Genomic DNA, 12729 nt, shown 5'->3' on the forward strand with positions numbered 1-12729 from the left:
TTGATTATAATTTATTCTGTACATTAATTTTTACCTCTGAAATTAAAATGCCATTTTCGCCATTGTCTTCCATTTTAGAAACTAAATTTTCAGAAAAAACTATGGTACTATTAACGATGTCAACTTCAAACATATGAGAATATTTTTCTTGCAATAATTTTGATAAACTATTACTAATACCGCAGTTTAATAGCACAATTTTAGTTTTGTCATCTGTTCCATATCTTATTTTTAAATAAAGGGTTTCTTCAATGAGTTTTAAAGAGTGTAAAATTTCTATAAATTTTATTATTTCATTATCAATAAAGTCATATTCTTCTTTGAGTCTTACAATAGCAAGATTAACCTTTTCGTATTCGTTTTTCTCAGTAATATCAGTTCAATATTTTTTGCTTTTGTTTTTATCATCTCATGTCTTATCGCCTCATTTACCAACATAAACAATTTTTGATTCTTCTATTTTAAGTTTATTTCAATACCCAACCATTTTATTTATCATTACTTTTAGAGTAAAATTGTTCATTCTTCAATTGATTAGCATCTTGTAAAAATTTTGTGTTTTAATTTCTCTCAAACGTTTTATATAATTAAACTTTATTTCATCATCATTTATTTTTAGTAAGAATAAAAAATTTATTATTTCAAAAACTTCATCTAAATTTTGTGCTTTTTTTATATTTTTTATTTCGCTATCTATTTGTCATTCAATTTCCAATATATTAAATATATTAATGTTGTTTTCAAAACACAATTTACCTATTATAGTTTTTGCTTTATTTGAATTATTATCAGTTGTAATATCTCAACGAGAAATATTTCCTAAAATATCATCTGCTTTTTTCTTAGCATATTCATCAGAAATAGAATTAACTAACAGAGGATTTTTTATATCATCAATAATTTTATCATAGTCTTCAACAAGAATTTTTCGTTCCTTAACGAAATTTTCTATTTTAAAGCCTTTTTTACAATATTCGCCTTTAACAATATGAATTTCAGGTAATAAATATTTTAAATCACCAGTATTACTATTGAAAATTTCTCCAAATCTACAAACTCTTCCGACTAAATTTTTAAAAGATGATGGTGATAAATATCTTACACCTCTGTATGGTTCCAATATAAACATTCTCGTTGCTGGAATATTTATTCCTTCTAATAATGTTGAATTGGCTATAAGCATTTTTATTTCTGGCACATTGATATATAAATCTTCTATAAAATATCTTATTGATTCTGGTATGGAGCCGTGGTGATAAATAATTCCTTTTTCTATATAATTAGCTAATTTATAATCTTCATGAACATATTCACGCAAATCATTAGCGGCTTTTTTAAGTTTAAATGATTCTATTTTGGGCATTTTGTAAAATAATTTGTGGGCAAAATTTTCAAGTTTTTTTGGACTATTTAAGTATATTATATTTTTTCGGTCAGAATTAAAAAGAACAACACTAGCATCGTCTTCCAATTTATTAACTTGCAACTCAATTAACATATCTTTCGTCGGAGAATATTGATCTAATAATAATTTCTTATTATTTTCAATATCGTAAAAATAAAACATTTCTGATTTAATGTTTTCTGCTACACTATATCACTTAATTTCATTTGAAATATGATTTATTTTTAAACTTTCTTTAGATTTTAAAAAAGGAGTCAAAAATTTGTAAACAATATTTTCGTTTCTTTTTTTACAAATAATAATTACCGAGGCCAAAATTATACTACGTGTATTTTTGTTCGAAAATTCTTCTAGCAAATTATGTGCTTCATCAATAATTAATAAATCAAATTTCAGGTTAGAATTATTTTGCAGTAATTTCAGTAATCTTTCTTGAGTTAACACTGCAATTATTTTGTCATCATTTGAACTATACATCTCTGGATATGTGACAATTTTTCTATATCCAAATTCATTTATTATTCTTTTCTTTGTTTGAGTTAAAAGTGATTTTGTAGGAGAAATTATGCATATTTTTTTAAATTTAGTATCGCCAATAATATTATCGCCAATAAATAGTAATATCAATTCTGTTTTCCCATACGAAGTTGGTGCTACTATAATCTGAGATTCTGATTTTGATTTTGATGTTTCTTCAAATAATTCCAATTGTTCTATTGTTAAATACGAATTATTTCGCTTGAATTTTTCATTCATTATACTATTTATTTCAGTATATAAATTCCCGTATTTTTCCAAATAATTCAAATTATTTTCTATAAATTTGGATATAGGAATGAGTCCTTTAATTAAACTTAATTCATATAAAGGTTTATAATCGTCTACTAGCGTACTATATAGTAAAAATAATCTATATCCTAATTTTTGAAGATTTTTATCTTCCAATCTTATTAAAAAAATACCTATTGATAATATTTTTTGCCACTCTTCATTTGATAATTCTCTATTTATCTGTAATTTTCTATACAATTCAGAAAATTTAGTATTATAAAGTTTTTTTAATGTCAATCTATTAATAATATTCATTTTTCTTTACTAACGATGATAAAAATTCTATTACTGCATCATATGTTTTTTTCTGAATTGCTATTAATTTGATTTCCGAGAATTTTTTCATTTCTAAAATTGACTTATACAGGTCGTTAATTTTAGATGGTTCTATAGTTTTGTCTAATAAGCAAAATACCGTGGCACCCAAAACAACATTTTTATCCTTACTTGAATCTGAATTGCCATTTGTAATAAGTATATCCATTATTACCTTTTTTTCGTCGCTATCATTCAATGAACTATTTACACTTTTTACTGCATTCGACCATATTTGTGAATTTTTATCGTTTAATCTTGTATATAAATCCATTTTTGCTTTTTTTATTAATAAGCAAGATTTTTCTGTAGGAGAACTGAAATTACCTATTTCTCCAGCTTTAGACTCGATAATTCACAATTTTTTGTCAGAATCAATAGCAATAATGTCAAAACCTTTTTTCGCACTTCTTTCTTCAATGTTAAAAAAGGGAGAAGCTATTTTCATATCAGTAAACTCTCTAATTACTACATTTAGCAATATTTCTCCGACAGCACCGATCTGTTTAATTTTATCTTTTTTAAGTCTATGTTCAACAAGTTCTTTTATTGTTTCATCAAATGAAAAGAGTTTAAATTTTGAATCATTGGCATATTCCCCATGACATATTTCAACCAATAGATTTTTAATTGTCTTTTTTAATTCGTCGGTTAAATTTCGAATTTCTAATATAATATAACCTTCTTTTTTTATCTCTATTATCCCGTTCATTATATTTTCTCCCATTTTTAATTCAATGAAAATAACTACATTAAATAATTTTGTTATTTTCCTAATAATTTAAATGTCATTAATATTAGCAAAATTTATTCAATTATTTTTAATATATATAAAATCATTTTATTTAATTATATCTTTAATAATTAATATTTTAAAAAAAATTAACATATGTTTTTCAATGATAATAATATTTTAATGTATTCCTTACTAAAATTTTTAAATATTTATATTATAGATAATCACATAATATAAAATAGTATGTATTTATAGAAAAAATTCATAGAATAATAATTAAAAATAATTAAGTCATTTTTATAAACATTAGTATTAAAAAAATAAAATTTTTTATAGCAAAAGGGAGGGATTTAAAATAATACTGATTAAAAAAACTTTCTATATACATTTGTGTATTAAAGTTATGCAAAAAAACAATAAATGAACTATTGAAATAATAATAATTTTTTCAAAAATATTCACATTTTTACACATTTTTCATTATTAATAAAATAAACTTTGCAAAATGTCTCACAATTTATATTCGTTTTGTTTTATTTTTGCATTTATTATTAGACATTTAAAATTTATTTAAATGATTTAATAATTTTAGCAACTCCAGCATTATGTTTTCTTGGTCCGATTTCATCTGCCATTTTTTTAAGCCTTTTTGAACCGCTTTTCATTGCTATTAATTTACCAACTATTCCTTTAGTTGATGAATCATTCATCGAATCGCCGATATGAACAGTTTCGCTTAAATCAATATTTAAATATTTTGCGATTTTACAAGCGGCAATTCCTTTAGAACAGTCCTTTCTAGTAATTTCAATTGCATAATTTTTACCAACTATTTTTATATTAATTTGATCATTTAATTTTTCTTGTAAAAAATTTGATAATTTTTTTATTTTTCTTTTAGAGTGTCCAATTACTAAAATTTTATTTAATTCTCTGGTTTTAAAATTTAGATATTTTTTAGGTTTAAAATGAGAAAATAAACAAAATATTTTATTTCAAAAACCTCTACCGTATAAATAATTTCCTGGATTACCAGAAAATGTTAATTTATAATCTTTTATAATATCAGTTACAGTTGTAACTAAATCTTGATTAATTGCTAAATTGCTTAACTCATTGAAATTTTCATCTAAAATGATTGAACCATTTTGACAAATTGTATATTTTGCATTAACTGAACGGGAAATTTTTCTAACTTCAGAATTAAAAACTCTTCCTGTAGAAATAACAACAATACCAGTTTTAGAAAATTCTAAAACTTGTTTTCTATTTACATTGCTCATTTTAGCTCATACGCCAAAACCCTTATCTAAAAGGGTTCCATCCAAATCGATAAAAAGAATTTTTGGTATCATAGTAAAAATAAATTATACTAAATTTTGAAAATATATAAATAATTTTTGAAATGTGATAAAATTTTTATAATTTAATGTAGAAAGATTAAGAGGGCATTTATTATGTTTCCTTTTAAAGGTGAAGATTTTAATAATTTAAATTTAGCAATTTTTGTTAATTTACTAATTTATATTGCTATTTTATTAGTAGTACCAATAACTTTAGTTCTGCTAATTGCTAAAATTAAACCCAAAATTAAAAAAACATCAAATGTTTATTTATATGCTTTAAGTGCTGGAATGCTATTAATAATTGGGACAGTAGGATTTATAAAAGAAGGTTATGAATCTTTAGAAAGTGGAATTCACGATAATTTAAATGTTTCTGCTGTCAATGAACAATTAATTACAACGGGAATTATTGGAGCAGGTGCTTTAACAGGAATTTCAATTATTTTTGGTGCTAGATACTTTTTTGTAAAAGCTTTTTCTAAAAAGGATTTACATAAAGATCATGACGAACACGATCATCATGATCATATTATAAATTTTTCTGATGTTGACAATCCTAAATCAGCTTGATTAGCAATACTGTTGCTTTTATCTCACAGAACTATCGATGGATTTGTTTTAGGAGCTACTGTTGCCAGAATGTCAACTGGAGAGCAAATTAATATTGGACTTATTGTTACTTTTAATATTCATATTTTAGTTGAAATTTTAATTGTTTATTATCGGCAAGTTCAATATGGACAAACTATAAAAAAATCAGTAATTTATAACTTATTAACAACATTGTTATTAATACCAATTATGATAGTTGCTGCCTTTATAAATCAATATTTAAGAACACAATGATGAATCATGCCATTTGTTAATGCTTCAGGAGGAGCTATTTTAACTTTTGTTGTAATTATTGAATTAGTTCCAGAATTCATTCATTTAAGAAATAACGCTAAAAAAGAATGATATTTAATATTAATATTTTTAGCAATTGGAATTGTTTTTACCTTGATGTTATTAGCATTCCACTCTCACGAAGAGGGTCACAATCATATCCATGAACATTTAGAGCATTTAGATAATCATCTTTTAAAATTACAATTAAAAAAATATATATAAAAAAGCGAATTGTGAAAAATTCGCTTTTCGTTTATTGATTTTGTTTTTTAATGTACATATTAAGTGCAAATGGTTTGTGAAATTCTAAAGTTTCATTATGTTTAAAAACTCTTATTCGATATTTACCTGAATAAATTGCTTTAAAACTAATTTTTTCAAAATTCATTGTTTTGCTATCAGATCTATAAATTTCCTGTCAATTTCCATCAAAATATTCAACTACCATATCTAAATCGCTCATTTTACTTTTTATTTTACTAAGAATATCAGCAATTTCCACTGTTAGTCAAATAACTGGATTTAAAAATAATAAAATTAGTTTGTCATTTATATTATTTTCAATCATCGCTTTTTGTCAATTGTATTCAAATTCATTAAATCAAAGTAAATTACTTTTAAATTCATCACCTTTATTTAATTCAAATTCCTTTTCATAAATAAAGTCGTTAATAGCAAATTTTGTAATAGCTACATTAGTTCCGTTAAAATGGGTTTTTCAAGCTTCGTCAAAATCGAAAATTCCTGCACCAACATAAATATAATTATTATTAAATGTTTTAATTGTGTACATATTACTTTTTTTGGCTGAACTTAAAATTGAATTTATAACTTGAAGCCCCTTTATTTCGTGATTGCTTTGATCATCATTCATCATCATTTTAGAAAAACATGCTATTAATATTGCCGTAGCTAATTGCGAATTTTCTAAATTAGAAAAATTAGTATTAGTTATTCCAGCAACTGGAACAACGATATTGGGAAATGTTTTTTTAAATGCTTGTTCTTTATTTTCGTAAATTGCTGACTTTTCAATATAATCTAAATTAACAAATTGTGAATTTTCCTTTTTAACTGAAATTTCATTTACCAAAATTGCATTATACATATTATAAAAAGCAGAATATTTATTGCCGCTAGTAGCAAAAAAATTTATTCAACCATTTTCTTTTGATTCACGATCAAGATAAGAAGTTATATTTTTATTAATTTGCTCGTTTTTATCATCAACAATAGTATATAAATGAAAAAGATTTTTAATTTTATCTTCTTTAATTTTATTAATTTGTTTTTCATAGCTATCTTTATCAAGAAAACTATAAATTTTAATTTCCGTTTCAGGACTCAATTCTTTTATAATATCAATTAAAAAATTAACATTTGCATTATTAATTAAATTACCATTAAATAAATTGGTAAATTCTTTTTCATTAATTAAAATGGCGATTTTTCCTGAATTAATATCTAAATCATTTTTGTTTCTATTAACGAAGTTTATATTGCTTTTTAACTTATCAAAATCAAATAACTTTTTTTCTTCTTTTTTAGCAAAAGAAATTGTTGCTACATTTAATAAAATAGGAACAAAAGTTAGCAACATTAACTTTTTTTTCATATTTACCTCCCACTAATAATTCCAAATTTTTTAATTTTTTAGTAAAAAATGGAAAAATTTGGGAAAAACGGGCGATTTTTCCTAAATTTTTGTGCAAAAATAAAATATATTTAACTTAGAAAATAGTAAAATTATTAATATGATTGAAAAAATAAAAAAGAGCATTTCATCTTCACCTGGTGTTTATCTTTGAAAAAATAAAAACGGGGAAATTATTTATATTGGAAAGGCAATTAATTTAAAAAGTCGAATGCTACAATATTTTAAAGGTTCTAAAAATTCTCGTTATACTTATAAAATGGTTGAAGAAATTGACAGTTTCGAAACAATTGAAACAAGAAACGAAAAAGAAGCATTAGCTTTAGAAACTAGATTAATTTCTGAAAAAAATCCCAAATACAATATACTTTTAAAAAATAACAAATCATATCCATATTTAGTTATTATAAAAAATAAAAAAATTGAAATTAAAATTGAAAATCATATTTCTAACAAAAGAAATCATTTTTATTTTGGACCATTTCCTCCAAATTATGGAATTACAAATATTAAAAATCTTTTAGAAAGAAAGTTTTTATATCACAATGGTTTATTAATAAAAGATGAAATGTGAAATCCCGAAATAGTAGAAAATAAATTTTTAGATATTAAAAAGATTTTAACAAATAAAAATAAAACTTTTTTAAATCATTTAATTGAAGAATGCGAAGAGTTAAAAAAGGATCCTAATAAATGAGAACTTGCTTTTGAAATATTTAAAGTCATTCAAAAATTTCAAAAAAATTTAAACGAAAATCAAGCAATAGATCTAAAAACCAATAGCGACATAGATTTTATTGATGTTGTTGAAAACGAAAAAAATTTTTTTGTCACTATTTATTTTTATCGGTTTGGTTCCTTTTTAGATAAAAGAGATGAAATTTTTGCAAAAAAAGTTGAATTAAATGAATTTATTATTGAATTTTTAAATCGTTATTATCGTGATAATTTAGTTCCGAAAAACATTGTTTTTGATAATAAATTTCAAAATTTTGACTGAGATGATTTTGATTATAAAGACAAAATTATGTTTGCCAAAACTGGAGAATATAAAAATGCTATGAACTTAGTTTTGATGCATTCTGAATCTAAATTAACTAATAAATTATTGCTAATGAAAATTGAAAAAGAAGAAAACATCATTAACGAATTAAAAACTACTTTAAATTTAGATTCATTGAATAATTTTATTATTATTGATAATTCTTTTGAAATCGATAATTTTCCTACCACATTCATTTCTTTTTGAAATAAAAATCAAAATTTAAAGAATTATAATTTTTTTTACTATCACGAAAGCAAAAATATTAAAGGTGATAATAAATTAATGGAAATTGCCATTGAAAAATATTTAAATAAAGATATTCCTCAACTCGATTTAATTTTAGTAGACGGAGCAACAATTCAAATCAATTCAGTTTATAATGTTTTGAAAAAACTTAAAAAAAATATTAAAATAGCAGGACTAAAAAAAGATAATAATCACAAAACAAAAGAGTTAATTGATGAATTTGATAATAAAATCAACATTTCCGAACCTTTATTTTTATTTTTAAGCAAGGTTCAAGAAGAAGTGGATTTAATTGCTAAAAAGGCCTATAATAAAAGAAAAATTCAAAATCAAAACAAAAGTTTTTTATCCAAGACATTAAAAATTAGTAAAGAAACTGAAAATTTAATGCTTCAACATTTTTTAAATTATGAAAACATTTATAATGCCAGTGACAATGAATTACTTTTATTTTTAACAAAAGAACAAATTATAAAAATGAAAAAAATTATCAAAAAATAAAATTTTAATCAATAATTATAATAAAAAATTCTCTAAATTAGAGGATTTTTATTATTTTTTTAAAATATTTGAATCTAAATTAATTAGATATTGATATTTTCTTAACTTTTACAACCTTGCAATTAAAAAATGGATAGTAGTTAAATTTTTAACTAACTATTAAAAAAACTGAAAGGTTAAACAATAATGAAAAAAATTAAATTTAATAAAAACGAAACTATGGGAACTGAATTTAATATTGTGGAGTACCAATACAATGAGATGAAAGATGCCCAACGAGCAATTCAAAAAGTTAATAACAGAGAAAAGCAAGAGGAGCTTTTTAAAAAATTAAGTGATATATCGATAAACGCGAAAAAATCGCACAACCAATTCCAAAAGGATTTACTTGAATTTTGCCAAGATATGATAAAACTCAACGAAGAATTAGACCAAGTTCTTGTCGATGAAGAAAATAAAACAAGTTAATGTATCTTACAAAATGAGGAGGATCAAAATAATGATAATTAAAAAATATTTAAAAAGTAATGTAAACGGCACGCCGTTTATTTCTATCGATAAAATCAAGGAGGAAAATGGTGGAAAAATATAACTACTGAAAAAATCACTTAAAAACTTTATCGGTTGATTTAGACAAAGAATTAAGCGACCATTATTTTTATAAGGTTAAAGATGTAAAAAATATCGTTGAGCAAAACACATTTTCGAATTATTTTTCGCACCCTGATGAAGTAAATTATTCTGCTGTTGCACAGTTATTTACTAGGTTAAAAAATGAATTTACGGACTTTATTCAAAACTGCAATGATGATGAATTTGTTGGCATTATTAAGGACGATAACGGCAAAGTAATATGAGTTAAATACGACACCGACAAAATGTTAAAACTTTTTTTAGATAATAGCGAACATTTATGAAATCCCGAGGAAGTTGCAGAACTACGGATAAAAATAAAATTAAAGTAAGAAGGTAAAAAAATGTATAGATACAATAAATTAAAAAAATATTTAAAAACTGTTGGTATAGATCTGACTCTTGATTTAGCAAGTAATTTTATTTATGAAATTAAAACTATTAAAAAAGTCATAGAAAGAGAAAGTTTTTTTGAGTATTACAACAAGTTAAAAGAAAAAGCCAAAAAATTAAAACACCGTTGAGTTGAACAAAAGCTATCAGATACACAGATTCTAGAATTATCTGAAAAATTAAAGGATTTTATTCAAGATTATAACGGGCAAGATAATTTTTTAATAGTGAGAGGCAGCCGAGAAATAGAGTGTCGCCATGAGTGGACAGTAGGGAGTGAACAACATATGCTACATCTCTACTTAATAATTTGACAAAACTCTTTTACTTGGCGCGAACAAAAGGAAATTAAAAACATTATAGAATTACCAAAAAAAGAACTTGAAGTAATTGAAAAATATAAAAAATTAAAAAAATACTTGGAAACTATTGACTTTAACTTGGAAAATTGACTAGAGGGACAATACATTTATAAAACTGAAAAAATTCATAAAATTAGAAAGCGGGAATCATTTTTCGAATTCTGTAAAAGACAGAGAGAAGGTTCATCTATTTGACGAATTTGCAACGGCGAAAGGAAAATGATTTTACTAGATTACGAACTTGAAAAATTTTTCAATAATAACTATGATCCATTTGAAGAAGAGTTTATAGGAAATTTACAATGTGGTTTTGATGAATATTATTGAACTTGATTTAGAACCAGTGAAGTGCTTGAATATTTTTGAATTATGGCACCACACTATGGACTTATTAATAAGCACCAACAAAGAGAAGTTGCTAAAATTTTAAATAAAAAAATGAAGGGATAAAATAATGGAAAAGTATAAAAAATTAAAAAAATATCTTGAAAATTTTGACATTGATTTAGATAGTGCTCTAGAAAGTAATTTTATTTACAACATTAAAAATTTAAAAGAAATAAAAAACCCTGAGGAATTTGGTAAATATTTAAATGAAAAACATAAAAATAAATGATCCTTGCTGCTTAAATTAGACGAAGTAAGAAAAATCAATGAGGAAAATTATTTTATGGCAATTGTTTATGACGAGGATGTAAATGATTATGTTTGAACTTATTACACACCAAACAAAGCAGCCACTTTTTACCTCCCTATTGCTAAAAACATTTTTAATGAAACTGAATTTAAAGAGATTGAAGAAATTTTAAAGGGCGGTGAAAATGAACGACATTGAAGGGCAAATATGAACGAACTTTCTAAAACTATCACTTTAATGAATAAATGTTATAGAAAAGGTGAGGCACTTAGGGAAATTATTTTAAATCTGTTTTTATATTTTGGTTTACAGGTTGATAAAAGTCGCATCGAAAACACACTTGAGCCCCAACAAATTGAATTAATTGACATAGAAGAAGTAAGGAAATTAATGCGGGATCTAGATGCAATTTCGGAAAGTTATTTTTTAGACCGTTTTAATAAAATAAAAGAAGAAGAGCCGAGCAACATTTATGTAAAGAAATTAGAAAAGGCCTTTGCTGATTTAAATAAATAAAGAGTTAAAAAATGGAATTTAGCCTTTTTTCTTCTTCTACTGGTAACCCGATAAAAATAAAAGAAGCTGTCGAACTTTTAAAAAAATTTAATAATAACGAAATAAATTTTTATGACATTAATCATTGGAATTACGGACTGCTATTTTTTACATTTTTTTACCTTTATCATTATTTAACAGATGAGGAGGTTCAAGAGTTGGTAGATAAAAATAAAGTTAATCAATTTTTTATTAATAATAAAAATGAGTGAAGTAAATTAATAACAAAACCATTAATTACAAATATGAAAAACGAAACGAGATACGACTGACTATTTAAAACATACATTAAAAGGGAGTTTTTAAATGATTGATAAAATCATCAGAAAGGCAAAGAGTTATGATCTGATTTTTTAAAAAACTTACAACAATAAAAAAATTTAATAAAAAAGATAGCAGAAGCGAAAGGTACTGAAATTATAGGGCAATTGATGAACTATCTTTATTAATTTGAAGAGTTAAAGAAATCGATCGACTTGCGAAAAAAATCAGAAAATTAAACAGTAGAAAATTTAAATCGAATTCTAAAATCAAAGGACTTGAAGTTCAATTAAGAGATTTAGAAGATAAAGCAAATCAGCAATTTGAAAAATTAACCACAACGAAACTGAGCAACTCTAGTTTTGAATGGACTAGGTTGGATTATTAATCTGAATTTACCCCCATTCTAATTTTAAAAATTTTTGATAAATCAAATTCAACTGCATTATTAAAAACAATATTAAAGGAAATAAATTTAATAGTTATAAAAAATTTAACTAGATATTGAATCAACTTATCAACTTGAGAAGGTGTTAAATTATTTTGTTTTAAATTAATCACATAAAAATTACCATAGTTTAAAAATCTTTTAACATCGGAAAACAAAAACTCATTACCTTCAATATTTAAACCATTTTCAACATTTAAATTTATTTTGATTTTAATATCTTTTACATTTAATTTTTTTAAATTTAACATATATAAAGATTTATTACCGTGGCACTTTCAACATAAAGTTTGAAGATTGTTTTTATTTAAAAATAAATTTAAATTGTTGTTATGTTCCAAGATGTGGTCAACTTGTAAATTTAAGGTTGTAAAACAATTTTTACAATATGGAAATTTATTTAAATGCTCGTTTTTAATAGTGATTCACTCTTTAGAATTGTAGGGGTATTTTCAGTTAATCATTGTATTAAT

General features: G+C 23.5%; 13 protein-coding genes. 8 read left to right on the plus strand and 5 right to left on the minus strand.

Going from position 1 to position 12729, the window contains the following annotated elements:
* Positions 1-4: 4 nt before the first annotated feature.
* The 3 genes from QEG99_RS03225 to QEG99_RS03235 form a co-directional block, all read right to left on the minus strand.
* On the minus strand, positions 5-2491 hold the full coding sequence (locus QEG99_RS03225) for a DEAD/DEAH box helicase (RefSeq protein WP_280101752.1): 2487 nt from the start codon (positions 2489-2491) through the stop codon (positions 5-7).
* Complete coding sequence (locus QEG99_RS03230; RefSeq protein ID WP_280101753.1) at positions 2478-3263, minus strand: Hachiman antiphage defense system protein HamA; 786 nt, start codon at positions 3261-3263, stop codon at positions 2478-2480. The genes QEG99_RS03225 and QEG99_RS03230 overlap by 14 nt, the downstream gene beginning before the upstream one ends.
* Positions 3264-3853: 590 nt before the next feature.
* Entirely contained in the window at positions 3854-4642 is a 789-nt protein-coding gene (locus tag QEG99_RS03235) for an HAD-IIB family hydrolase (RefSeq protein ID WP_280101754.1), read from the minus strand.
* Between the two features lie 102 nt (positions 4643-4744).
* Here QEG99_RS03235 and QEG99_RS03240 point away from each other — a divergent pair, with 102 nt between their 5' ends.
* Positions 4745-5743: a hypothetical protein gene (locus tag QEG99_RS03240; protein ID WP_318034607.1), complete on the plus strand. Its 999-nt coding sequence runs from the start codon at positions 4745-4747 to the stop codon at positions 5741-5743.
* A gap of 31 nt (positions 5744-5774) precedes the next feature.
* On the opposite strand, the gene QEG99_RS03245 is transcribed toward QEG99_RS03240, so the two are convergent.
* Complete coding sequence (locus QEG99_RS03245; protein WP_280101755.1) at positions 5775-7136, minus strand: hypothetical protein; 1362 nt, start codon at positions 7134-7136, stop codon at positions 5775-5777.
* Between the two features lie 139 nt (positions 7137-7275).
* On the opposite strand from QEG99_RS03245, the gene QEG99_RS03250 reads away from it, so the two are divergent.
* The 7 genes from QEG99_RS03250 (at position 7276) to QEG99_RS03280 (ending at position 12196) form a co-directional block, all read left to right on the plus strand.
* Positions 7276-8967, plus strand: coding sequence for a GIY-YIG nuclease family protein (locus QEG99_RS03250; protein ID WP_280101756.1), 1692 nt, complete (start codon positions 7276-7278; stop codon positions 8965-8967).
* A 186-nt stretch (positions 8968-9153) separates the two neighbouring features.
* A complete protein-coding gene (locus QEG99_RS03255; RefSeq protein WP_280101757.1) occupies positions 9154-9435 on the plus strand; it encodes a hypothetical protein in 282 nt (93 codons plus the stop codon).
* A gap of 107 nt (positions 9436-9542) precedes the next feature.
* The gene (locus QEG99_RS03260) at positions 9543-9932 is read left to right on the plus strand and encodes a hypothetical protein (protein ID WP_280101758.1); all 390 of its coding nucleotides are present in this window, start codon (positions 9543-9545) and stop codon (positions 9930-9932) included.
* A gap of 12 nt (positions 9933-9944) precedes the next feature.
* The gene (locus QEG99_RS03265) at positions 9945-10805 is read left to right on the plus strand and encodes a hypothetical protein (RefSeq protein ID WP_280101759.1); all 861 of its coding nucleotides are present in this window, start codon (positions 9945-9947) and stop codon (positions 10803-10805) included.
* Between the two features lie 4 nt (positions 10806-10809).
* On the plus strand, positions 10810-11508 hold the full coding sequence (locus tag QEG99_RS03270; RefSeq protein WP_280101760.1) for a hypothetical protein: 699 nt from the start codon (positions 10810-10812) through the stop codon (positions 11506-11508).
* An 11-nt stretch (positions 11509-11519) separates the two neighbouring features.
* Entirely contained in the window at positions 11520-11864 is a 345-nt protein-coding gene (locus QEG99_RS03275) for a hypothetical protein (RefSeq protein ID WP_280101761.1), read from the plus strand.
* Positions 11865-11887: 23 nt separating this feature from the next.
* Positions 11888-12196 carry a hypothetical protein gene (locus tag QEG99_RS03280; RefSeq protein ID WP_280101762.1) on the plus strand — a complete coding sequence of 103 codons (309 nt, stop codon included), beginning with the start codon at positions 11888-11890 and terminating at the stop codon, positions 12194-12196.
* Here the strand turns inward: QEG99_RS03280 and QEG99_RS03285 are convergent.
* Positions 12193-12720: an HNH endonuclease gene (locus QEG99_RS03285; protein ID WP_280101763.1), complete on the minus strand. Its 528-nt coding sequence runs from the start codon at positions 12718-12720 to the stop codon at positions 12193-12195. The genes QEG99_RS03280 and QEG99_RS03285 overlap by 4 nt on opposite strands.
* Positions 12721-12729: the final 9 nt, after the last annotated feature.

The sequence above is a fragment of the Mesomycoplasma lagogenitalium genome (assembly GCF_029854295.1).
GTDB lineage: Bacteria > Bacillota_I > Bacilli_A > Mycoplasmatales > Metamycoplasmataceae > Mesomycoplasma_A > Mesomycoplasma_A lagogenitalium.